General features: G+C 70.7%; 23 protein-coding genes. 5 read left to right on the top strand and 18 right to left on the bottom strand.

Annotation, left to right across the window (positions count from 1 at the left end; all coding sequences use genetic code 11):
- Positions 1-38 precede the first annotated feature (38 nt).
- A complete protein-coding gene (locus IG90_RS0123630) occupies positions 39-1,541 on the bottom strand; it encodes a hypothetical protein (protein ID WP_030587975.1) in 1,503 nt (500 codons plus the stop codon).
- Positions 1,542-1,746: 205 nt separating this feature from the next.
- Here IG90_RS0123630 and IG90_RS0123635 point away from each other — a divergent pair, with 205 nt between their 5' ends.
- The 4 genes from IG90_RS0123635 (at position 1,747) to IG90_RS0123650 (ending at position 4,612) form a co-directional block, all read left to right on the top strand.
- Positions 1,747-2,616: a helix-turn-helix domain-containing protein gene (locus tag IG90_RS0123635; RefSeq protein WP_030587978.1), complete on the top strand. Its 870-nt coding sequence runs from the start codon at positions 1,747-1,749 to the stop codon at positions 2,614-2,616.
- On the top strand, positions 2,613-2,843 hold the full coding sequence (locus tag IG90_RS0123640; RefSeq protein ID WP_030587981.1) for a DUF397 domain-containing protein: 231 nt from the start codon (positions 2,613-2,615) through the stop codon (positions 2,841-2,843). Before IG90_RS0123635 ends, IG90_RS0123640 begins: the two co-directional genes overlap by 4 nt.
- 60 nt (positions 2,844-2,903) lie before the next feature.
- Positions 2,904-3,689: an SAM-dependent methyltransferase gene (locus tag IG90_RS0123645; protein ID WP_007490709.1), complete on the top strand. Its 786-nt coding sequence runs from the start codon at positions 2,904-2,906 to the stop codon at positions 3,687-3,689.
- 266 nt (positions 3,690-3,955) lie between these two features.
- Positions 3,956-4,612, top strand: a complete 657-nt coding sequence (locus IG90_RS0123650; RefSeq protein WP_157846346.1) for a hypothetical protein — start codon at positions 3,956-3,958, stop codon at positions 4,610-4,612.
- Between the two features lie 28 nt (positions 4,613-4,640).
- Here IG90_RS0123650 and IG90_RS0123655 read toward each other — a convergent pair whose 3' ends face one another.
- Together IG90_RS0123655 and IG90_RS39695 are read right to left on the bottom strand one after the other, a co-directional pair.
- A complete protein-coding gene (locus tag IG90_RS0123655; protein WP_157846347.1) occupies positions 4,641-5,108 on the bottom strand; it encodes a hypothetical protein in 468 nt (155 codons plus the stop codon).
- A gap of 123 nt (positions 5,109-5,231) precedes the next feature.
- Positions 5,232-5,936 (bottom strand): prepilin peptidase, encoded by a 705-nt coding sequence (locus IG90_RS39695; RefSeq protein ID WP_233436074.1) that lies wholly within the window; start codon positions 5,934-5,936, stop codon positions 5,232-5,234.
- A gap of 295 nt (positions 5,937-6,231) precedes the next feature.
- Here IG90_RS39695 and IG90_RS40800 point away from each other — a divergent pair, with 295 nt between their 5' ends.
- A complete protein-coding gene (locus tag IG90_RS40800) occupies positions 6,232-7,650 on the top strand; it encodes a DUF2637 domain-containing protein (protein WP_051860238.1) in 1,419 nt (472 codons plus the stop codon).
- Positions 7,651-7,815: 165 nt separating this feature from the next.
- On the opposite strand, the gene IG90_RS0123670 is transcribed toward IG90_RS40800, so the two are convergent.
- From IG90_RS0123670 to IG90_RS0123740, 15 genes are all read right to left on the bottom strand, one after another.
- Positions 7,816-8,088: a hypothetical protein gene (locus IG90_RS0123670; RefSeq protein ID WP_030587994.1), complete on the bottom strand. Its 273-nt coding sequence runs from the start codon at positions 8,086-8,088 to the stop codon at positions 7,816-7,818.
- A 106-nt stretch (positions 8,089-8,194) separates the two neighbouring features.
- Entirely contained in the window at positions 8,195-8,635 is a 441-nt protein-coding gene (locus IG90_RS0123675) for a hypothetical protein (protein ID WP_030587999.1), read from the bottom strand.
- Positions 8,636-8,721: 86 nt separating this feature from the next.
- On the bottom strand, positions 8,722-10,059 hold the full coding sequence (locus IG90_RS0123680) for a hypothetical protein (RefSeq protein WP_030588002.1): 1,338 nt from the start codon (positions 10,057-10,059) through the stop codon (positions 8,722-8,724).
- 156 nt (positions 10,060-10,215) lie between these two features.
- On the bottom strand, positions 10,216-11,451 hold the full coding sequence (locus IG90_RS0123685; protein ID WP_030588004.1) for a competence protein CoiA family protein: 1,236 nt from the start codon (positions 11,449-11,451) through the stop codon (positions 10,216-10,218).
- A 205-nt stretch (positions 11,452-11,656) separates the two neighbouring features.
- Positions 11,657-11,875: a hypothetical protein gene (locus IG90_RS0123690; protein ID WP_030588007.1), complete on the bottom strand. Its 219-nt coding sequence runs from the start codon at positions 11,873-11,875 to the stop codon at positions 11,657-11,659.
- Positions 11,876-12,439: 564 nt separating this feature from the next.
- The gene (locus IG90_RS0123695) at positions 12,440-13,279 is read right to left on the bottom strand and encodes a DUF6292 family protein (protein ID WP_007490727.1); all 840 of its coding nucleotides are present in this window, start codon (positions 13,277-13,279) and stop codon (positions 12,440-12,442) included.
- A 440-nt stretch (positions 13,280-13,719) separates the two neighbouring features.
- The gene (lexA, locus tag IG90_RS0123700; protein ID WP_030588009.1) at positions 13,720-14,406 is read right to left on the bottom strand and encodes a transcriptional repressor LexA; all 687 of its coding nucleotides are present in this window, start codon (positions 14,404-14,406) and stop codon (positions 13,720-13,722) included.
- 97 nt (positions 14,407-14,503) lie between these two features.
- Complete coding sequence (locus IG90_RS0123705; protein WP_051860244.1) at positions 14,504-15,478, bottom strand: DNA polymerase Y family protein; 975 nt, start codon at positions 15,476-15,478, stop codon at positions 14,504-14,506.
- A 233-nt stretch (positions 15,479-15,711) separates the two neighbouring features.
- Entirely contained in the window at positions 15,712-19,449 is a 3,738-nt protein-coding gene (locus IG90_RS0123710; RefSeq protein WP_051860239.1) for a LysM peptidoglycan-binding domain-containing protein, read from the bottom strand.
- 8 nt (positions 19,450-19,457) lie between these two features.
- A complete protein-coding gene (locus tag IG90_RS0123715) occupies positions 19,458-19,901 on the bottom strand; it encodes a pilus assembly protein TadG-related protein (protein ID WP_007490731.1) in 444 nt (147 codons plus the stop codon).
- An 8-nt stretch (positions 19,902-19,909) separates the two neighbouring features.
- The gene (locus IG90_RS0123720; protein ID WP_007490732.1) at positions 19,910-20,341 is read right to left on the bottom strand and encodes a TadE/TadG family type IV pilus assembly protein; all 432 of its coding nucleotides are present in this window, start codon (positions 20,339-20,341) and stop codon (positions 19,910-19,912) included.
- Positions 20,341-20,748 (bottom strand): TadE family protein, encoded by a 408-nt coding sequence (locus IG90_RS0123725; RefSeq protein ID WP_233436075.1) that lies wholly within the window; start codon positions 20,746-20,748, stop codon positions 20,341-20,343. The genes IG90_RS0123720 and IG90_RS0123725 overlap by 1 nt, the downstream gene beginning before the upstream one ends.
- A gap of 3 nt (positions 20,749-20,751) precedes the next feature.
- Positions 20,752-20,982, bottom strand: a complete 231-nt coding sequence (locus IG90_RS0123730) for a hypothetical protein (RefSeq protein ID WP_007490734.1) — start codon at positions 20,980-20,982, stop codon at positions 20,752-20,754.
- Between the two features lie 22 nt (positions 20,983-21,004).
- Complete coding sequence (locus IG90_RS0123735; protein ID WP_007490736.1) at positions 21,005-21,904, bottom strand: type II secretion system F family protein; 900 nt, start codon at positions 21,902-21,904, stop codon at positions 21,005-21,007.
- Positions 21,901-22,806 carry a type II secretion system F family protein gene (locus IG90_RS0123740; protein WP_050814974.1) on the bottom strand — a complete coding sequence of 302 codons (906 nt, stop codon included), beginning with the start codon at positions 22,804-22,806 and terminating at the stop codon, positions 21,901-21,903. Before IG90_RS0123740 ends, IG90_RS0123735 begins: the two co-directional genes overlap by 4 nt.

The following is a 22,806-nucleotide window of genomic DNA, read 5'->3' on the forward strand; positions in this document are numbered from 1 at the left end:
GAGAAGTGGATCACGCAGTACGGGTCAGCGTCGGGCTCTCACCGGTCCGGGGCAAGGGCGCCGAGGAACTGGAAGACGTCGTCGAGCGCGCTCACGCTGAGGTGCCGACTGCGTGGACGCACGATGCTCGCTGTGCCGCACTCGCTCAACTCGCGGCACCGGCGAATCAGCCATGGCCACGGGATATCCAAAAAGCCGGCCAGTGTCCGCAACCGGGCTTCCGGGTCAGGGCCCGTCGCCACGCTGTGCGCGCGCGCCTCCCTGAAGGCCTCGTGATACGCCCGCAGAGCGGGGCGATGGGTGACGGTATCGGCAGCCCAGATCGCCTCGGTCCGGACCCAGTTGGCGACGGCCGCGCGCTGGCTGGGGACCAATGCGAAGCCGTCGACCTCGGAGTACTCCGGGTCAGCGAGAACGTCGACCTTGATTCCGTGCAGTTCCATCAGCGCGATGGCCAGAAGCAGCAGGATGCGTTCGTACCGGCTGCTGCGGGTTACCTCGCCCTCCGGAACGCAGAAGACCCGGACCATGGGCGTCGCAGCGTCGGTGTACTGGGCCGCCAGAGTCTTGAGGTAGTCGGCTTTGTGACGGAACCACAGCCACGGGGCGGCCTGCTCACCGGTCTGTTCCCGAGTCCAGAAGACAGGGGATGTAGTCACCCCATCGAGTCGCCGCACGATGTGCCGGGCACAGAACGCAGATCCGAGCCACTGTGCTCCGGCCGTCGTGAGATCGGGCAGCGCCACCCGGCTCGGCGCGGAACGCGGCAGCGAGAGGTAGGTGTCCAGCGCCTCCTGTTCCTCGGCGAGGGCGAGGTCGTCCGCCAGGAGCCCGTCATCGAGCTGAACCAGGGACCACAGCAGTCCGTACGTCAGATCGTCCAGCAGGTGCGCGGCCGGCAGGGCAAGCACCTCGGCGTCGGAAGACACCGTCAGCGCGCGGCGGGCGTTCGCCGCGTCGATCACGTAGAGCTGGGTGTCGTCGCCCTGCTCGGCGACGCCTACGAGCATCCCGCGGCGGGCCGGTCGTAAGAACTGATGCAGCGCTGGGTCGGAGGCTTCGATATAGGCGGAGCTGTCCCGGACTGTGGCAGCCCGGATGCCGATCGCAGCGGTTGTGCCGTCGAGCACCTGCCGACCAGCGAGTTCCCACGAGTCGGCGACTTCATCGGAACTGGACAGGAACACCCTGCTGGTGGGCCAGCGCTCGGTGATCGTGGCGGCGGCGCGTATGTCTCCCCGGCTGTGCGGCAACGAACGCACCTGCATGACGGATGGCGCGGGCCTGAACAAGTCGGAGCAGGGGACTCCGAACAGGCGCTCCAGAATCAAAGCCGCATCTGGCCAGGGCTGTCCGAACCAGTAGCCCTTCGCCCACCGGTCAAAGGTGGAACGTGAGACCGAGACGGTCGCCAGGCGCGGCGAGTCGGTCTCGTTGGCCAGCTCCCGTGCGGTCCGCTCGAAGTGGGTGCAGAAGACCACCCATCGGTCCCATCGGCGTTCTTCGAGGAGAACGCGGAACAACGTGGGGCGGGCGGACATCTCGGACCTTCCTGGGGCGAAGGCGGGGGAGCGTGCATCCGGGCTACGTGAGCTGGGTCACCACGCAACTATGCTCGCTACTCTGTGGCGTTGGCAAGCCTCACTCTGCAACCTGCATAGTTCGGGCTGCAGTCTGTTCGCCTCGTGGGTGCCGTGGCACACTTCAGCGAACGACAGCTGCCGGCCGAAGGGGAAAGGAACCGGCGTGAGTGAACCGAAGTCCGCCCCGACCGTGCTGGCCATCGTCTTGGGCCGGCGCCTGGCCGCCCTGCGCGAGGCGGCCGGCTTCACCGCTGCACAGGCCGCCAAGCCCCTGCGGATCGCGCCGACGACGGTCACCAGGATGGAGAAGGCCGAGACTTCTCTGAAGTACGCCACCGTCAAGACGCTTCTCGAGATCTACGGTGTCCCCCAGGCCGAGATCCAGGAATTTCTCGTCCTCCTTGACCAGGCGAGTACGCCCGGCTGGTGGCAGAGTTTCCGCGACGTACTCCCGGGCTGGTTCGGGGTGCACGTATCGCTGGAGGGGGCTGCGACCAGCCTCCGCGGCTACGAGCCTGGCGTCCTCCCTGGTCTGCTGCAGACACCCGGATACGCCCGCGCCGTCATGGAGCGAGGACTCCCTCGCATGGCGCCTGATGTTCTTGAACGAAGCGTCGACCTGCGCATCAAGCGCCAGGAGATCCTCACGCGCGAGAAGCCGGCCCCACCCCAGCTGTGGGTTGTAACGGACGAGACGAGCCTACGGCGCCCCGTCGGCGATGCGGCCGTCATGCGCGAGCAGATCGAGCACCTCTTGGATGTGACCGACCTCCCGAACGTCACACTGCAGGTGTGCCCCTTCGCAGCAGGGCTCCACCCAGGCGCCTTCGGGCCATTCACCATCTTCCGATTCGAAATCCCCGAACTTCCCGACATCGTCTGCACCGACAGCCTGAGCCGCGCCGGATATAGCGAGGAAAAGGAAGAAGTCGCCCTGTTCCGTGAAGCGCTGGGCGAGATGAGTGTGTACGCATTCTCAAAGCAAGAAACCAAGAAATTCCTTGGTGATATTCGCAAGGAGCTGTACCTATGAGTCACGTCCTGCGCGCCGCCACAGAGCTTGGAGCGGCAGAGTGGGTGAAGCCTTGGAGTGGTAGCAACGCCGGAAACTGCGTGGAGGCCAAGCCTCTCGACGATGGCCGCGTGGCGCTGCGCCAGTCGACCGACCCTGACGGCCCCGCGCTGATCTACACGCGGGGAGAAATCGCGGCCTTCATTATCGGGGCAAAGTCCGGGGATGCGGATTTCCTCCTCTCCTAAGCCCCGCGTAGCTCGCAATACCGCGCCAAAAATCCGACACGAAGGGCAAACAGAATAGCGATGACGTTAAAGCCCATCGATACCAGCCGCCCCCACCCGGCCCGCATGTACGACTACTACCTCGGCGGCAAGGACAGTTACCCGGTCGACGAGGAGGCTGCCGAGAGAGTCATATCGTTCCTGCCGGCCATCAGGGTCGCTGCCCGCACCAACAGGGGCTTCATGAATCGGGCTGCCCGGCTCCTGGCTGACCGCGGCGTGCATCAGTTCCTCGACATCGGAACCGGCATACCGACCGAACCCAACCTTCACCAGGTCGTCCAAGCGGTCAACCCGCAATCACGTGTGGTCTACGTCGACAACGACCCCGTCGTTCTGCGCCATGCGGAGGCGCTCCTGCGGAGTACGCCCGAGGGGGCGACGAAGTACATCGAGGCGGACGTCCGCGAGCCCGGGAAGATCATCGAAGGCGCCCAGGAGATCCTCGACTTCGAGGAGCCTGTCGCCCTCTCGCTCGTAGCCCTCCTGCACTTCGTCTCCGACGAGTACGGGCCCTACGATCTTGTCAACGAGCTCTTGGCCCCGCTCCCCTCAGGTAGCTTCCTCATGCTCTCGCACGTGACGGGAGACTTCGACCCTGCCGGGTGGGACAAGGCCGTCGAGATCTACCGGAAGAGCGGCATACCCGCGCAGGTGCGGTCGCGAGACGAATTCGCCCGTTTCTTCACGGGACTTGACCTGATTGATCCGGGCGTTCAGGTCGTCACCAACTGGCATCCGGAGCCTGATCAGGAGTTCGCCGACGAACAGGTGCCTCTCTACGTCGGCGTCGCGCAGAAGCCGTAGACGCCTGGCGGCATGGCTGGGTCGAGAGCCTGTCCAGCATCAGTCCGGACAGAGCACGGTGATGATGTGCGGAGAGGCCCTATGGAAGACAGCAGGGGGTATGTCTGATGGGCGACCGAGGTCTGGAGGACTCGCGTGCCAGCATGCTGGTCGCCGTCGACGAGCGAGACCTTCGCTTCGTTCCCCGCGCCCGGGGTTCGTTTTCCGTGTACTGGCGGGACGTTCACGCACGTGCGGTCCAAGCCCTGTCGGCGGGGGAGCCGGTCTTGCTGGCCCCGCTTGTCGACTTCGCCTACGTCAAGGGGTGCGAGGAAGCCGGACTGGATCCCCGTTCGGAGAAGGGTTTCCGCGCCTACGCGAGCCGATGGGTCCCGAGGAACGAGCTGTGGTCCTTCGCGGGAGAGACGGCTGACGAGATGCTCCTGCAGATGAAGCGGGAACAGCAGGCATGGGCCACGGCTGTTCGCTGCAGGAGCGTGTTCGACGCGGTGAACGCGCAGCACCCTGGTGCGGAGGCCTGGGCGAGAAGCTACTCGGCGGGCGTTCTGACGGCGCTGACCGAGGAGGCGGTGCGGCGTGCCGAGTCGCGCGGCGGTGCCGGCGGCCGGATCGCCTTGGTCGCCAAGGCCGGAGACCTGGAGCTCGGTAGTTACGCGGTGCCGGTCGGCGTCATCGGCGGGGAGATCCGTGTACCGGATCGGGACCGGGAGCGATTCGTCGCGCTGCTGGGTGCCTCGCTCGTCGCCGCGTCGAGCGGCGTTCTGACGCTGGTGACCGGTGACGACGGCCCGGTGCACGTATGGACCGTAGGGAGGCAGGGGTTGGTGCCGAGCGAGCACGGCGAACTCATCCTCGAGCCGAATGACGCGCGCGGCCGGTCGGCGACGTACGTGCCTGGGTTTCCGCTGCCGTCGCCCGCGTAGCTGAGCGTCCCGGTCGCGAGCGCCGCAGTCAGAGGGCGTTGTAGGGGATCGAGGCCGCCACGAATCGGTCTCGTTCGGCCGCAGCCATCAGCTGACGCTGAAGTTCCTGTTCGCCGCCGCGGAGCGGCAGCCCGAGGTCATCGGACACGTACAAGACGACGTATCCCACCTTGTTCGCGAGGTAGTTCCAGCGCGGTGGCACGTCGCCCGCCAGTGTGAGCAGGGGTTCGTCTTCGTTCGGCATGTGGACTTCGATGGTTCGGGCGTCCTGGTGCAGGGTCATCCGCCAGCCGTGCGCTTCGCGGATGCGCATGGGGTGTCCGGCCTTGACCAGGGGGAGGCCGGCGGCGAGGAGTACGGCCAGCAGCTTGGGCATTAGCGGGCCGTTCGGGCCGAGGCGTACTTCCTCATGCGAATCCTGAAGGGCGTACCAGGCCAGCTTGTCCTGCGACATACCGGCAGACCATGCCCTGGTCTTCGCTTCGGTGGTGCTCATGCAGCTGCCTCATCTCGTGCGTGGTCAGGTGGCCCCGGCGGGTTAACGATCGGCTGTCCCCCTGGCTACGGGAGCGGCGACCCGGCGGGCCGGGTCACGAATGATGTTCCGGCCGTCGGAGGACTACGACACGCAGACCGACACACCGAGCGCACCAATGATCATGTACGGGCCGAAGGCGATGCGACCGCGGGTGCGTCCCTGGAGCAGGTTCACTGTGGCGCCGAGGGCGAACATCGCGAAGGTGCCGACGAGCACGGTGGCCCAGTTGTGCCAGCCGAGCAAGGCCCCGAGGGTGGGGGCGAGCTTCACATCGCCGAGTCCGATGCCGCCGAAGGTCATAAGGGCGAACGCGGAGCCGAGCGCGGCGGCGGCTGCAAGACAACGGGCGAAGCTGCCGGGTTCTCCGGCCGCTGCTGCGGCTGCCAGCAGGGTGATCGTCCCGGCGAAGGCGGGAGCGGTGAGGATGTTGGGGAGCCGGTGCACTTTTGCGTCGATCAGGATGAGCGCGGTGCCACAGGCGGCGACCCAGTAATGCGCGGCGGCCAGCCAGCCCGTCAGGCCGGTGGCGGCGACGAGGGCGAAGGCGAGCGCGGTCATGGCCTCGGGGAGGCCGCGGGACGGGTACCAAGGCGTGCGGCATGACGCACAGCGGCCTCGGGGCGGTGCGAGGAGCCGGATGGCCGTTGGCGCTGGTGCGTCACACGAGGGGCAGGCGTGCCGGAGCGGTGCGCCGGCGGGCACGGTCCTGGTGAACAGCAGCGGGCGGGTGGCGGTGCCGGCCAGGGCGCCGGCGAGAAGGGCGACGGTCGTGGTCAGCACGGTCATCACGGCGGCTCCCGGTGTCGTTCTGCCCCGGCATATGTCGGGATCTTGGAGCCTATGCGAGTCGCCCCATCGGTTCGATGGGGTATCGGGGAGCAGATCGAAAGCAACGACCAGGTCACGGCGCAAGCAAGGGCCCTGATCACGGTGGATGCGCCGGGCCGGCGCTCCTACCGTTCAGATTCAGAAGCGCGATCACCGAACCGCGGAGGGGCGGAATGTCACACGGCGGCGGCTGATCGCACCTCTATAGGCGACAGCGCCGAGCGCACGGGCACGACGAAGGGGGCATGGGTCCATGACGATCACCGCCGATCTCGGGAAGGCGGGGGCGGTCGGGGGCGGCCGCCGCCGGGTCGTGTGGACACGTGGCCGCCGCATCACCTTCGGGATCATCGGGTTCGGGTCCCTGCTGATCGCCCTGACCGGCTTCGTCGGCTCTTACACGGCCGTACGCGACCTCGCCGAGGAGAAGGGCTTTGGCTGGTTTGCCACTATCTTTCCCCTTGGGATCGATATTGGCATCATCACGATGCTCGCCCTCGATCTTGCCCTGACCTGGGTCGACTTGCGGTATCCGCTCCTGCGGCACATCGCCTGGCTGCTGACCGTAGCAACGGTGGCATTCAACGCGTTCTCTTCTTACCCGGACATACTTGCATCTTTTATGCATGCGGCGATTCCCTTGCTGTTCATCGCGATCACCGAGGCGGTCCGGCATGCGATCGCCGTCGCGACGGCGCGCGAGGAAGGGCGGGAGGATTATGCGCTCTCGCTGGGCCGGTGGCTTCTCGCCCCCTGGTCGACCTGGTTGATCTGGCGCAGCAGGAAGCTGTGGCCGAGCACGATCTCCTCGTACGAGGTGGCGCTGGCGCTGTACCAGGAGAAGCTGGACTACCGCCGGGAGTTGCGGGACGCCTACGGCTGGCGCTGGCGAAGGAAGGCCACGCGCGAGGAACTGCGGCCGCTGCGCCGCAGCCGTCTGGGATACGCCGTCCGCCCGGCAGCAGAGCTGCGCCATCCGGAGCGGGAGGACCTGGCCGAGCAGTCCGCGCCTACCGCGCTCACCACGCCGGGGGTCGTGCTGGAGAAAGTGCCGGCCAGCTATCCGCCTGCCCGGTCACCGGCCTCCGCCTCGGCGTCGCCCGAGCCGGAGGATGCCGCCGAGCACGAGCGCGCGCAGTGCCCGCCGGCGGACCGCGCACGAGCCGGCACCGAGCCTGCGGAGGAGCCGCTGCTCGAGCACCCGCGCGAGGACCTCTTTGCCGGCGACACCCCTGTGAACCAGGAAGCCGAAGCAGCCGAAGACGAAGACCCCCTCGAGCAGCGAGAGCCCGACATGGGGCAGGCCGGCCACCCGGCCGGGGGCCAGGCCAACGTGGACGTGGACGAGGCCGAAGACGAGGAAGGACCCGTAGAAGACGAGGAAGGCCCCGACGAGGGCGATGATCCCGCCGCTGCCCCGCCGCCGACGATTGAACTGGGACCTGCTCCGGCGAACGAGAGCAAGAGGCAGCGGGCCGAGCGGATATACCTGGCGCACCAGAAGGCGGGCGTCGAGCTCACCCGCAAGGACCTGACCCGGTGGGCCGGATACCAGAACGAGGGGTCGGGACGGAGCGCCTACAACGACCTGGAGCGCAAGCACGGGCCGATCGTGGCCGGCGAGGCGGCGTGGGAGACCGATGGCGCCGAACTGGCCACGGTGCCGTCGTAGAGAGCGGCCGCGCGCAGCAGGCCGGCACCTACTGGCGATCATTCCTGCCGCAGCAAGCCATCCCCACCGGGACGGGCGCCGGGAACCGACCCGAGGTGCTGACCGCCCCGCCCGTGGTGGGACACGGTCTTCGCCGGCGCAGGGAGCCTTGGTCCGTCGGCCGGTTCACGTCTCGCGAGCGCGCCGCCGTCGAGTGCCGGACTCCTGTGCTGGAGCGGGTGATTCTTGGCCGGTCTCGGGTACCGCGATCATGGGACCGTGCGTCGGCTGCGCCTCAACCCATCCGTCGGCCGTGTGCTCGACCAGGTACCGGCGGGAGAACGGCGCCTCGCGCAGCGCGTTGAGCACCTCCTCGTGGTCGTAGGAAGAGGCGATGACGCGCTCGTCGGCGAGCTCGTCCTCCTGTACAGCGACGCCGTACAGCACTGGGTCCGTCATCCTGTCCCTCCTGGGCAGATCCCACCACGGTATTCCGGCACGTTTGTGCGCGGTCCGGCCCGCTGCTGCGCCGGGCAGCACCAACTACCTGCGGGTCGTCCTTGGTTCAGCCATCGACGCGCATCGGCGCGATGAACCGGCGCATCGCGACCATGAGCAGGCCGGCAGATGCGAGGCCGACCAGCAGCCCGGCCGCACGCACCGCCAGGTCCGCCCCACCGGCAAGGTCCAGGGTGTTCGCGACCGAGACGGCGCCGGTCCATCCGGCACCCCACAGCACCATGCAGCCCAGGAACAGCAGGGTGACCCGCATGCCGAGCGATACCCGGGACGCGGGCTGCGACGCGGGCCCGAGGCAGCGCCGGGCGTGGGCGGCGTACGCCGCCCACGCCTGCTGTGGTGTACCTGGCCGGTGGGGAGGCAGACGGCCGCACGAGCACAGTGCCCGGTGCTGGGCCTCGCCGGCAGCCGCGGAGGCGTCCTCGTCGATGACGAACTGCGGCTGATGCCGCCCGTCGTCGACGACGAACCGGTCATAACTCACCACAACGTGAAGTCCCTTCGGTAAAGAAGTCCCGCGGGCCCCGTCCGCCTGCCTTCAGCGGGGCCCGTGGCCGGGCAGGCTCGGCGGAGTCAGGGCAGTTGGCAGCCGTACCGTTCCAGGACCTCGCGGGTGCCGCGGTCCTGCGGCCGCAGCGGGTGTGTCCCGCCGTCCTCGGCCGGACCGAGCCGCAGCGTCGTATCCCCGCTGATCGGGCGGATCACCAGGGTCCCGCCCGCGACCTCGGACTGGATCGCGTCGTCGCGGTAGGGACTGGCGGCCAGGCAGCCGTCGCTGAACTCACGCTCGTAGCGCTCGAACGGGCCCGCGAAGAAGTAGCCCGCGACCGGCCCCTGCACCTGCATCACCAGGTAGGCCGCCACCCCCGCGGCAGCACCCGTCAACGCGATCGTCCGGCCGGACTGCCGCATCAGACGCGGCCCAGCCCGGTGAATGCCATAGGCGCCGAGCCCCGCCAGGGCAACAGCGCCGAGCAGTATCGGCTTGGGGTGGTCGGTGAGCACCCGGGCTTTCATGCCGACCGTCCACGGGATCGCGGCGATCACGAGTACCAGCCACCCGAGTACAGCGAGGGTGAACCCCTGGACGGCGGTCAGCTTCTGCGGCCACGGCGTCAGCCGGGGCACCGCCTGCTGCTCCCGACCGATCCAGCGGGCCGCCCCCCGGAGACGGGCAGCCCGTCCCGGGGCCGCGGGACCGTGATGGTGCTCCAGCAGCCGCAGCACCGCGGAGCCGAACGCCTCCACCCGCGCGTGCACGGCACGCTCGTTGTCCTCCAGGGTGCGCAGGGTGCCCTCGCGGCCCGGCTGGATGCGCCAGCCGTCACCGCGGGCGAAGTTCTGGTTGACCCAGTGGCCCGGATTGGGAAACCCCGGCAGCGTTCGTGCCGTTCGGCCGTCGGAGAACCCGAGGGACGAGCGGGACGAGCGGTCGGGGATGTAACGCTCGTACAACCGGGGGCTGGTGCGGTGACCGTGGTGACTTGCCTGCAGATCCCTGATCGCTTCAATGACGTCCACGAGGACCTCGTCGTGGCCGGCGGCCTCGGCCTGGGCGAGCAGCGATGCTCGGGGGATTGCCCGCCACACACCGCCGCTGCGATCGTGCGCGTGTTGCCTCCACATGTGTCGCCACGGACGCGGCCACACCACCGCAACCGGTCTGCGCAGCGGCGGCCGGTCCCGGGACAGATGGGCGCGCAGCAGGGCGGTGGCACAGCGGAGGTAATCCGCCTCACACACCTGCCACACGGCCTTCGCCGTGGTCAGCCGATCCCGGTGCTCGTCGAGGTCCGTGGCGTCGTCCGCGAGGGCGTCCATCACCTCCTCGACGCGGCGGCGTGCCTCGCGTACGGCTTCATCCTGGGCGCGCAGTGATGCGATCGCCGTCCCCCACCGGGCGTGTGTCATCTCCGCCTGCCCTCCCTGGCTGCCTGGGCCGACAGTACCCAACGGCATCCGCCCGGGTCAGGTCTGTTCGTGCTGGTCGCACTGCGGACCGGACCCGAACGGCCGGGCGGCCCCGGGTGGTTGTCAGCCCGCCAGAACGGGCCGCCGTCCCAGTGCTCACCGGCGCCGGGCGAGCCGGACCAGCCGTTGCCACAGTCGGGGCGCGGGCACGGGTGCCGACGGAGCCGGCACGGGCGGCGGCGGACCGGCTGGCCGCGGAGGCGGCACGATGCCCGCTGACGTCCCGGTCCCCGCGGGCGGCGTCGCGCCGGCCGGGTGCTCCGCCGCCCCCGTCGCCGGCAGGGACTCGGGCTCCGGCTCGGGCTCTGGGGGCGTGCGCAGTTCGGCGGCCTCCCCGTCCGCGGCCGCGACGGGCGAGGGCGGGGGTGACTGCTGTGGCTCGACTTCTGCTTCCGGTTCTGCGGGCGGCGTGGCGCGCGCGGCGTAGACCTCACGCGCGTGCTCGTTGCGCCAGGTGATCCGGCGCTCCTGGGCGGCGTAGAGGTCGTCCATCACCTGGTAGGCGTCGGCGGGCCGGAACGCGCCCCGGGTGCGGGTGAGCGAGACGAACGCGACCGGCACCAGGCCCCAGGTGTCGGCGTCGGGGGCCGGGCGCGGCTTGCTGATCCGCCAGTCGTCGCGCGGGTCCGACCGCCACTTCCAGTTCGTCCAGTCCTGGCCTGGCTGTACCGGGTGCTGGAATCGGCGGATGCCGTAGGGGACGAGGACCGCCTTCCCGTCGAGCCAGTACACGTGGCCGCCGGCCTCGTTGATGGCCTTCTGCCGCTCGTTGGGCGCCACCTGCTCGTGCAGTGCCTTCTGCCCCCGCAGCCACACGGGGTGCGGGGCAAGCTGCTGGAACTGGGCGAGGTCGCGTTTGAGGAACCACACATGCGCGGCCCCCGCGTGCTCATCCCGCACCGCGCGGATCCTGCGCCGGATCGCCTCCGGGCCCGGCAGTGCCGACGGCGCCTCGATCACCACCGTCGTGGTCCCGCACTGGGCCAGGACGGCCGGCGGCAGGCCGGTTGGGTGCTCAGGGTCCTCTCCTGGGGAGGCAGTGACGCAGTGCGTGACACCGGGAAGCGCGCGGATCTGCTCCCGCAGCTGGATGACGACTTCGTCGGCGGCATCCAGGAGCGCCTCCTGCTCCGGTCTGCTGCAGCCGTCGTTGCTGCGGTGTGCGAAGTGCGGCTGGACCTTCGCGCTCGGGCGCGCCCCCTTGAGGATCAGCCGCTCGCCGCAGGCGCGGCACCGATAGCGTCCGCCGGCCATGCCGGGCGCCAGGCCCTCGACGCCGTCGTCGACCCATACGGTGGTTCTTCTCTCGGTGTCCCAGGCGCTCCTACCCATGCGGCTGATCATGTACGGCGTGGGCCGGCGCGCGCCAGAGTGCTGTCCGCCCGGCGGGCGCCACCACATCCCCGGCGCCGCAGGGCGGGAGATGAACTGCCGTGGCGTCCCGCCCGGCGGGCTCGTGCCAGTCGCAGCGCCGCCGATGGCCTCCAGGCTCGGCGCCGCCCGCGCCGTCCGTAGCAGGGCGGTCGGACCGGCCGGACTAGGCCTGGTCGCTGGCGCGTTGCGCTGAAAAGGGGATGTGGATCGGGCGAGTGCCGAGGACGCGGCGAGGGCGGAAGAGTGTGTCCAGCAGGTCCGCTGTCTTCGGCCCGTGGCAGGCCGGCTCGGAGACTGCAGCGGCGTGCTCGAGGTTCTTGACCAGCTCCCACATCTCGTCTTGCACGACGAGCGTGTTGGCAACGGCAGGCGACTGTTCCACGTCGATTCCTTCGGAGGGACGGCAAGGGCCCGGGCACGGCGGCCTGCAAAGGCTGGCGACGCGAAAGCCGGGCCCTGGGAGATCGTCCTGTCAGGGTAGTTCGTCAGTGTCACCAGGTCCGGCGCTGCCGGGACCGTCCTCGACCAGCGACTTCGGCCCCTGCACGGGAGCGCGGGTCTGCTGCTCACCGTTCCGTCGGCCCGCCTGCGAGAGGGCGGTGGTAAGGCCGACACGAAACGGCCCCGGCCGTCATGCACGGGGGGACGCGACGGCCGGGGCTCGTTCATTCCAGCTTAATGATCACAAGACGCGTAGGAGGGTATTTCAGTCGGATTGGCGCATTTTCTCTGAGGGTTGATCGGTTCGGCCGATTCAAGTCCGTGCTGCTCTCCTGCCGTCCGGAGCCTGCCCGCTCCGCGCTGCTCAGCAGCGTCGCGGGCGGGATCCCAGGACATCCAGGATGAATGCCGGCCGTGCGCGTGCGTCACGGGTCCCGAACGCCTCGGGCTCGGCGGTCGGCATCCTGCTCTCGATGGCCGGAACGCGCCGGGGCTGACCGCACGGCTACGCCCCTTGGGTGCCGGTGGCTGCGGGGTGGTGGAGGTAGACGGACAGCGACCGCTCCAGGTCCAAGACCACATCCGTTGCGTCTCCGGTCACCGGCGGGTCCTGCACATAGCCGTGGGGCGGGCGCCAGTTCCGGCCGGGCTCTTCCAGACCCGGCAGCGGCTCACCCACGGGTGCTCCTCCCCACAGGTGCGCGACCTCGGCGGCGACGTCCTCCGGCAGTGCCATGACCGGGCAGGCCAGATCACTCAGGCAGCTGCCGAGAGATTCGTCCGGTGCTGCTTCGAGAAAGGTGAACCAGCCGCTCGTGTCCATCCACCCCACCACCCAGCGCAGCGGCCGGTCCTCGCCCGGTTCGCGGTCCTCGTCGCCCTCGCCGAGGGTGATGTAGATGCGGCGGTCCTCATCGACGTGCACGTCCCAGTCGGCGATCCGGCCGCCGCGACCCCGGATGGCGGCGACGACGGCCAGGGCGTAGGCATCGGCGGTCTGGTGGAAGGGAACCGTGCCCCACAGCTCTGTGGCCTGGTCCTCGAGCATGCCCCGCTCGCTGCGGGTGAGCTGCAGCTGACCGCCGTCGGGAAAGAGGTCCTGCAAGTCCTGGCCGGCCGCGACGTCCCAGCCCGTCCAGGACAGGCTGTTGCGCAGGCTGTCCGTGTTGTACGCGGTGCGGACGTGGCCGTCGAGCGACATCTCCAGGGCGCCCCGCTCGCCCGGGGTCAGCCGGGCGGTCGCGGTGCGCGGGGTGTGGTGCTGGCGCAGAGCCGATGTGTACTTCGCGCCCTGGCGGGTCGTACGGCGGGCCTTCTTGGCGGCGGTGGACTGCTTCTTCGGCATGACGTACTCCTCGGCGCGACGGCCCCACGCTGCCGTCGGCGCTCGGTACTCACACCAGGCAGAGATCAGCGCGGGCCCCGGGAGACCTTGACCGGCAAAGTCACCGTGCGGCGTGGGGCGCCGGTGACGACGGCGGACGGCAGTACGCGGCTAGCCGTTGGATCATCAACGGTAGCGGGCACCACTGACACCGACCCCGAGCCGGCGATCCGCCGGTATGTGCGGTGGGCGGTGTGTGGAGAGGCCCGCAGTGGCTTCGCGCGTCTATCCGTCGCCTTCTTCAACCACCGGGCCGGGCAGCGGATCGGCCCGCCCATACCCGGGTGCCGGCTGTCCGGCCAGGTACGCGCACGAGGCGTCAAGCCACCCCACCATGCTCCCGCAGATCCACGCGCCGCCGAGCGGCCCGCGTGCAGCCGGGGCCGCCCGGGCGGCCCGGGTCAGAGGCTGCGCAGCACGGCGACGACTTTGCCGAGGATGGCGGCATCGTCTGCCGGCAACGGTGCGTAGGCCGGGTTGTGCGGCACCAGCCAGGCGTGGCCGCCCTCGCGGCGTAGGCGTTTGACCGTGGCCTCACCGTCCAGGAGCGCGGCGACGATGTCGCCGTGGTCGGCGGAGTCCTGGCGGCGGACTGTGACGATGTCGCCGTCGCAGATCGCGGCGTCGATCATGCTGTCGCCCCGCACTTTCAGTGCAAACAGCTGGCCCTCGCCGACGAGGCGGCGGGGCAGGGACAGTACGTCCTCGACAGACTCTTCCGCGAGGATCGGTGCGCCTGCGGCGATCTGGCCGACCAAGGGGACGTCGGCCGTCTCGGGGGTGGTGCCGGTGGGCGCCTGGTCGAAGCCGGTGTCACGGTGGGGCCGGACGCGGTAGGCGCGGGGGCGGTGGGGGTCGCGGTAGAGGATGCCCTTGCGCTCCAGAGCCATGAGCTGGTGCGCGACGGATGAGGTGCTCTTGAGGTGGACCGCCGCGCCGATCTCGCGCATCGACGGGGGATACCCCTGGCGGGCGACGGTGTGCTCGATGAAGGTGACGATGTCCGCCTGCCGGGTCGTGAGTCCGTCGGGGCCGGTGACGATTCCGGGCGGGCGTCCGGCCCGGCCTGCTGGTTCGGTGACGTGCATGGTGCTTCCCCCCTGGCGGGATCTTGCTTGATGTGGACCGTAACCCCGAAACCACAGCAAAGGGAACACCAATTCGATGAACGCTCTCCGGCGCTGGTCAGGAGGCGGCTCGGTAGGCGGTGGCGGGGCCGATGACGCCGGCGCCGAACTTGTCACGGACCCGGTCGACGGCGGCTTCGGCCACCAGACGCGCCTCGCGGGCGTGGTCCAGCGTGATCTGCCGGGGCACGGTGCCGGCGTCGCACAGCTCCTCTGCCCGAAGGGACAGTGCGGTCAGGCGTCCTCGCTGCAGACCTGCGGCGTCCATGAGCCGGTATGCGGCAGCGCGCAGATCGTCCTCGTGCGCGGAGGGCTCGGGCAGGCGGTGGGTCTTGCTCCAGCGGCCGGTCCCGGCGAAGGACAGTGTCAGCGTCAGCGCTTGGGGTGATTGCCCGCGGCGACGCAGCATCCGTCCGAGCTGCACGACCAGGCGGAGCAGGGCGGAGCGCACGTCGGGGCCGTCCAGCGCGTGCCGGGCAAAAGAGCAGCTGACGCTCGCGGAGGCGGGCAGGGAGCGCGGGACGACCGGACGGGGGTCGGCGCCGCGCGCCCGGTCGCGGGCCAGGCGGCCGGCGCGCCCGCCGAGCAGCCGCTGGACGGTCTGGGCGGGGACGGCAGCGAGCAGGCCTGCGGTGTGGATGCCGTAGTCGTGGAGCACGCCCGCCTGCCGGGGGCCGATGCCGTGCAGGGCTTCCACCGGCAGCCCGGCGAGCCACTCCGCGGCCCGGTCGGGGGCCACGACCAGCACCCCTCCAGGCTCGGGGACCTGAGCAGATGCGGTCGCGGCCACGCTGATCGTAGGACCGATGCCGATGCGAAGGTCGGCGCCACAGCGGGTCAGCGTTCGCACGCGCAGCATCTGGCCCAGTCGGTCCACGTCCGCGCCGACGCCGTGGTAGCGCAGGGCGCCCTTCAGCTCGGCGAGGGCCGCGGTGGGCGGCAGTGCCTGCACGACGGGGGACAGCTCGGCCAGCTGCTCGAGGACGAGGCGGTACAGCTCCTCCGGGAGACGGTCCGGACAGCGCACGTGCATCACGGTGGGGACCCGCCCCGCAGGTGCCTGGTCGATCGTCACGTCGTCGCCTCCTCCCTCCCCAAGGGTATCGAACACGTGACCGAATAGCTGTGTGGGGATCTCACCACCGGACAAATCGTCCCGTTGCGTTCTGCTCCGCTTCGCCCGTCGGGTCGTGGTGCAGCAGACGCCGCCTCGACCCACCCGCCCCGCCGGCCGGGGGCCCATGCCCCCTGCGGCGCGGCGGGCGGTTACGCGATCGCGGTCCCCACCACTGAGTTCGCTGCCAGCAGCGCATTGAGCAGGGCCACGGTCTCGGGCGAGCTGTCGAGCCCGGTTTCGGTCGAGATCCGGTTGAGCTGATGGGCGGTGCGCTCGAGGCCGGCCCGGTCACCGGTCTCGCTGTAGATCTGGAACAGGTCGCGGTAGAGAAGTTCGGCCTGGATGTCGCAGGTCAGTCCGATGGAGACTGCGCTGGCCGCGGCGCGGAAGTCACGGGCGGACATGCGGCGCATCGCCAGCTCGTGGGCGACGTCGACGCTGGCGGAGATCATTTCCTGGATGTTGTGCTCGGCCCAGGCGTAGCGGCTCTGGTCTATGCCGGAGAACGGCCGGCCCCGTACGAGGGCCAGGGCGTGGGCGAGTGCGGTGTCGGCGTCCTCGCCGTGGTGGTGCATGCCCTTGGCGTACAGATCCTGGAACTGGTGCCAGTCGGCGGTGACGTCGGCGTTGAAGCTGTAGACCCCGTCGGTCACCGGCAGCAGGTAGGTGCTGTCGGGGGCGTCGGCGGGCAGGCGCGGGTCACGCCCGAGCCAGGTCCGCAGCTTGCTGATGGAGGTGTTGCGGGTCTTGGCATTCACCCGCTGGCCGGGCCAGATGGCCTCGTCGAGTTCGTGGCGGTTGCGTCCGGGGTGCAGCACGAGCCACGCCGCGATCTCGGTGAGGCTGTTGCGGCGGTAGGACTCGACACGACCCAGCGCACCGACCACGTCGACCGTGCCCAGGACCCGGATCTGTGGTGCTGCCGGCGGGTCGGGCGGGGTGTTCAGCGCCGCGAGGATGTGGGAGGTGACGGCGGTGACCCGGGCCAGGGGCGGCCTGGGCGCCTGCACGGCTGCAGCTTCGGGGGACGGATGCTGCTGCGGTGCCTCGTCGGCCGGCGGGCCTTCGAGGTGGGCGGGGCTGGCCGCGCCGTCGCTGGTCTCGTCGAGCTCGTCCGGCATGTCGGTGTTGGAGGCGGTGGTCTGCTCGTCGAGGACTTCCGCGATCACCTCGTCGAAGTCGAGGGGGGCTTCGCTGTCCGGAGCAGCGGGTGTCACCTGCTCGTCCAGGTCCTCCGACGTAGGGGCGGCAGCGCTGCTGACGGCGGGGTTCAGGGCGCTGTCCTCGTCCGTCCGCCAGAGGTCCTCGGAGCCCTCGTCTTCCCCAAGGTCTTCGTTGGCGGGGGGTTCCCACTCGGGCTCGAAGTCGTCGTACGCCGATTCCTCTTCCGGGTACGTGGCCGCATCCGGTGCGAGGGCACTGTCGCCGGAGGCCTCGGGCGACAGGCCGCCATCGCCTGCCGTCTCCGCCTCGCCGGGTTCGGCCGCCGCTTCGGCGGCCGTGGCGAGGGCGCCGAAGTCGGGCAGTGCCGTGGCGAAGTCGCCTGCGGTGGTGGAGGAGACGTGGACCGGCACCTCGCGGGACGGCCGTCCGGCGGCCTGCATCTCGCCGGCCGCCTCGGTCGCGGCGGTGCTGTCCTCGGCGGCCTCGGTCCATGCCGGGGCGGGGACGTCGTCCGTGCGGTTGGCCATCCCCAGCAGATCCAGGAGGGGGCCGTAGGCGTGGGGCTCCAGGCGCTGCAGGGTGACGGTCAGGTCGAGGCCGGGCAGCTGGACTTCGGCGCCGGGGGCGGCGGGAACCAGCCAGGCGCCGGGCAGCTGGAGGGCTTCCTCGGCGGAGGTGATCACCGCCAGGGCGGTGCGGGGGCGTGAGGAGAGCAGGTCGGACAGGGTCTCGGCGTGTTGCCCGCTAGGGGCGCTCGGGCACATGAGGACCCGGGGGATCCAGGTGTCGCCGCCGTCGGCGGACAGGCGGGCGTCCAGCAGGCTGTCCGCGCCGGCCGCGTCCAGGGCACCTCGCTGGAGGGCGTCGTGGGCGCGCAGTTCGTCCAGCGCGGCGGCGAGCTGCGCGTGGTGCTGGATGCGGGCGGGGAAGACGGCCTCGAGTTCGGCCCCGAGCCCGGACAGCAGCAGGGCCGTGTCGTCGGTGAGTGCGGAGGAGGCGAGTTCGACCGCCATCCCGAGCATGACCGAGGTCACGTCGTCGGTGCTGCCGTGGAGTTGGAGCAGGCCGATGGTTTCGAGGTTGACCAGGACGGGGTCGCCGGCGGGGGTTTCACCGATGCTGACCAGGGCCGGGTAGGGGGCGGTGATGTCGCGGCCCTCGTCGGGGCCGAGCAGGGAGGTGCCGCGGGCAGGGCACCACCACACGGCGGGATCGGACTCGCTCTCGGTGAAGGGAGCGATCGCCGGGGCGGGCGCGGACAGGTGCAGTTCGAGGCCGCGCGTATCGAGGCGGGCGGCCTCGATCTCTGGCAGGGGCCGCCCGCTGCGGGCGCAGTTGGCGGCCAGGGTACGCAGGGCCTGGTGGAGGAGGTCGAGGCCGTCGGCAGAGGAATTGGCGCGCATCTCGTGCTCGAGTTCGGCGCTGGGGGTGTTCGCCTCGGGCATGGGGATACGCCGCTTGTGGCGCCGGCGGCGCTGCTGGTGGGCGCGGCGTGCGCCGAGCACGGCCAGGACGGTGGCGGCGAACAGGCTGGTGACGGCGGCTGCCGTGACTGCGACGCTCGGCCCGGCGTCCTCGCCTGCGGGCTCGGCGTCCGGGGTGTGGTCGTCGGCGGGAGCCGGCGAGGCCTGTTCGGGCGCGGTCTGCTCGGGGGCGGGGGTGGAGGGCATGGTGTCCCGGTTGGTGTCGGAGCCGGCCGCGTCGCGGTCGGGGGCGGCGGGCTGCTCGGGCGGGGCCGTGTCGGACGGGTCCTTCGTGCTGTCGTCCTGCTCGGCGGGGGAGTCGTGGTCGCCGTCTTCGTGTTCCTCGGCGGGCTTGTCCGGGGCGGGGGAGCCGGTGTGGGGCAGGGCCAGCTGCCATCCGGGGTGGATGTCGTCCGGGTCGGTGAAGGTGCGGCCGTCGGCCTGCTTCTTGCCCTGGTTGAGGCGGGCGATGTCCATGTAGTCCGCGGCGTCGCCGAGTTCGTCCTCGGCGATCTGGGAGAGGGTCTCGCCGGAACGTACGGTGTGCTCGCGGTGCCCGGCGTCCTCGGTGTGCTGCGCGTCCTGGGGCTGCGTGTGCTTCCAGTCCTTGGGCATGAGCAGCTTCCAGCCCGGCTGCAGGACACCGCGGGCGGAGAAGGTCGTGCCGTCAACCATGGTGCGCCCGTCGTTGGCCTGTGCGATCTCCGTCCAGCGGTTGGCGTCACCGAGTTCCTGCAGCGCGATCTTCGTGAGGCTGTCGCGGGGCTGGACGGTGTAGCTCGACGCGGACGCGGAGGCGGCGGACTGCGGGGCGCTGGCCGGCGCGCTCTGCGGCGCCGCGGCGGTCACCGAGGGAGCGTGTGCGGGGGCGTGGGACGGGGCGGCCATGGCGGCCTGGGCCGGCAGCAGGAGCAGGACGCCGCCGACCAGGGTGGCGGCCAGCCGCTGAACGCCCAGTGTCGGCATGGACAGGCTCGGCCGGCCGCGCAGCTGCGCGGGGATCTCCAGCAGGGTGCACACGGCGAAGGCGGCCCAGCCGGCCCACCCGCCGGCCATCACCACGGCGAAGAACGGCGCACCGAGGTTGCGGGACGTCATCAGGGCGGTGATCTCGTCCAGGGAGACCCCGTGCGGGAGCAGCACGCCGGTGAGGAACCACAGCAGGGCGGGCAGCCCGGCCAGCAGGGCGAGCAGGGCCAGGAGGCTGGCCAGGCCGCGCGCGAGGTCCGCGGCGAGGCTGCCGGAGCGGCGGGGAGTCATGGCAGGTCTCACTCCTCAGGAGCGCCGACGCCGTGGAGCAGCTCGGCCGAGGCGTGGCCTTCGACGTCCAGCGAGGGCTGGCCGAGGATCTGCAGGAAGACGGTGGGGCGTTGGGTGGTGACGTCGACGGTGATGGTGGTGCCGTTGCCCGCGACGGTGACGGTGCCGTCCACGCCGGCGGCGGACAGGTAGCGGCGGGCCTCGGCTGCGGCCTTGCCCGGGTCGAGGACGACGGCGTCGCCGGGAACGGCCTGGCTCTCGTCGATGGCCTGCGCGCCGGCCCGGGCGGCTTCGGCGGCGAGCGCGTCGGCGTGCTCGATGTCGCGGAGTTTGCCGCCCAGGTCGTAGGTGATCCCGAGCATGATCAGCAGAGGGATCACCATGAGGATCCACCACAGCGACAGGGAGCCGTCATCGGCGCGCAGCCGGGCGCGGAGCGGGTGAAGGCGCATCGGGAGTCTCATCGCTGGCGGTACCTGTCGATCACGGAGGTGAAGGACGACTCGACGGTCTTGGAGCCGAACCCGCTGCCGAGGTCGGCGAGTTGGACGGTGCACCGCACGCGTGCGGTGACCGCTCCGTACGCGCCGAGCGGGGCGGAGAAGCCGGAGGTGTCCACGGTCACGGACGTGCTCGAACAGTGGAGCTTGCGTTCGGCGAACGCCGCCTGGGCCGCTGCCACGGCGCGTGGGTGGGCCTGGCCGGCGGTGCGGGCGAGGGAGGCCTCGCGGGCGGCGTCGGCGGCCGCGGCGTCGACCGCGTTGTCCGCGGTGATGATGCGCCCGGCGGTCATGGCCAGGGCGAAGAACACAAGCACGGCCGGGACCCAGAGAACGAACTCGAGCGCGATACGGCCCGAGTCGTCGGCCAGGTCCCGGCGCCACGGCGCCATCACGGGTTGGACCACCTCTCCACCGGGCCCGCCGCGTGCTCGGTCACGGTGATGTTCAGACCGAGCACGGACTGGGCCTTGCCGGTCACGGTGAATTCGATGCGGTCGGCGCTGCTGCGCGCGCTCACGCTGGGGGCGAGGAGGGTGTCTCCGACGCGGTCGAAGACCGCGTCGGCCCGCCTGACGCCCTCGCCGGTGGTGCTGCCGTAGCCGCGGGCGCCAGACACCGCCTCGCGGGCGGCGGTGGTCGCTGCGGTCTTGGCGTAGTAGATGTTGCAGGCGTCCACCACCAGGAACAGCAGCATCAGGACCGCGGGAAAGCAGATGAGCATCTCCAGCGATGCGTCACCGTCGTCCTGACGCAGCCGTCTCGCCTGGCGGCGGAGCCAGCTGGGGCACCGGATCACAGGTCACAGACCCGTCATGCCGTCGAGCTTGCCCTGTCCGAGGATCTTGAACGCGGCGATGGCGGCGCCGGCGAAGACGACCACGGCGACGATCCACATGATCATCGAGACGTCGTTGTTGCCGCGGTCGTCTTCCTCGCGCAGCTCGTCCAGGTGCCGGCCGAGTCGCTCGGCGAGGTGGAGCACGGCGGCGTGGGCGTGGACTGCTATCCGCAGGTTCAGGTTTCCGGTCATGATGCTGCCTTCCTTGCGTGGATCAGATGGCGAAGATGCGGGCGAAGGCCGGGAATCCGAAGAACACCAGCAGCACCATGGACAGCAAGCTGACGGGCACTACGAGACTTTCGGATGCGGCGTTGGCGCGCGCCTGGTCGTCGGCGGCCTGCTCGGCAGCCAGGCTCTCGGCGCGGCTGCGCAGGGTGGCGTAGATGGCGGCGCCGTCGGTGCCGGCGCTGGAGACGATGTCGGCGATGTCGTCGGCAGCCGGCAGGTCGAGCTCGTCGGCGATCTGACGCATCGCCTCCCAGGCGGGCGCACGGTCGAGGCGCGCGCGCAGCAAGGCGGCCTGGATGCGCTGGAAGACCCAGCCGCTGCCGACCTCCGCGGGCCGCTCCAGGGTGTCCTGCGCGCCGGCGCTGGAGATCCGTTCCATCGCGGCGAGTTCGGCGTACGCCATGATCGCCTGGGTGGCCTCGGCGCGGGCGCGCGCGGCGCGCCGGGCGAGCTGCCGGTCGGGCAGGAACCACATCGCCGCGCCGGTCAGCAGCCCGACCAGGCCGGACAGGGCGATGGGGAACTGGATGCCGGCCATCGCGACGATCAGGGTGAACAGGGACGGCAGCAGCAGGCCCACGGTGAAGTGGAGCAGCTTCGCGCCGAACAGTTCACCGACTGATTCGCCCACCAGGTTCAGGTTCTTGACCGGGATGGTGATGCCGGGCCAGTGGCGTACGCGCTCGGCCACCGCCTCGCCCGTGCGGGTGAGGAAGGGCGCCTCGTCCTGGTCGCTCTTGCGGGAGCGGGGGGCCGGGGTGCCGTGCAGGCGTTCCAGGGCGGGGCCGAGAGCGGGCCCGGACGGGAAGAGCTCGCGCACGAGCAGGAACAGGCCGGCGCCCATACCGGCACCGATGAGCAATGACAGGGCGAGCGGGGTCACTTGGCTCCCTCCGGCTGCACGGCCGGCGCGGCCGCGGCCGTGGGTGTGGCGGGGACGGCGCTGCCCATGAAGCCCGGCAGGGTGACCGTGGCTCCGAGCCGGTTCATCCACCAGAACAGGGCGATGACGGCGGCGACCAGCAGCAGCATGACGATCATCCCCAGGGGGGTTCCGTAGGGGGCGACCTGCTCCTTGTTGAAGGAGGAGGCGATGACGACCACGACGGTGATGGCGCAGATCCAGCGGACCGTGGTGCGGTGCTTGGCCCGGTGGGCCTCGGTGTCACGGCGGCGGCGGACGATGTCCTTGGTCCGGGCCGCCATGTCGGACAGGACATCGGCCAGGCCCGGGCCGCGGTCGCGGATGCGCAGCAGCAGGGCCGCGGCGACCAGGTCGGCCCGCGGGTCGCCCAGGGCCCGGGCGAACGCGGTCAGGGCCTCGCGCGGCTCCATGCGCGAGTGCAGCCGCACGGCAAGGTCGGCGACCTCCCGCTCGATCGCCTTGGGCGCGGTGCGTACCGAGGTGGCGATCGCGTCCTCGATGCCGGTCCCGGTCATGACCAGGTCGGACAGGCGCTGGGTCCACTGGGCGAGCGCTTCGAGGCGCTCGATCTGCTCGGTCGCGGTCCGGTTGGGGTTCAGCAGCCACGGCAGGAAGAACACCGCCAGAGCCGTGAGCAGCGCCGAGGGCAGCCAGCCGGTGACCGTCCAGGTGAGCATGGCTCCACCGGCGGCGCCGGCGAGCTGCAGGCGCAGGACGCGGCGGGCACGGGGCGGACGGGCGGTGCGGACCTTCACCGGGCGGGCGGCAGCCGGGGCGCGGGTGCCGCGCACCCCGGCGACGATCAGCAGCAGGCCGGCCACCGCACCGGCGGCGGCGAATCCGGCAATCAGCATCCCCAT

This window comes from Streptomyces anulatus, assembly GCF_000721175.1.
Lineage (GTDB): Bacteria > Actinomycetota > Actinomycetes > Streptomycetales > Streptomycetaceae > Streptomyces > Streptomyces anulatus_C.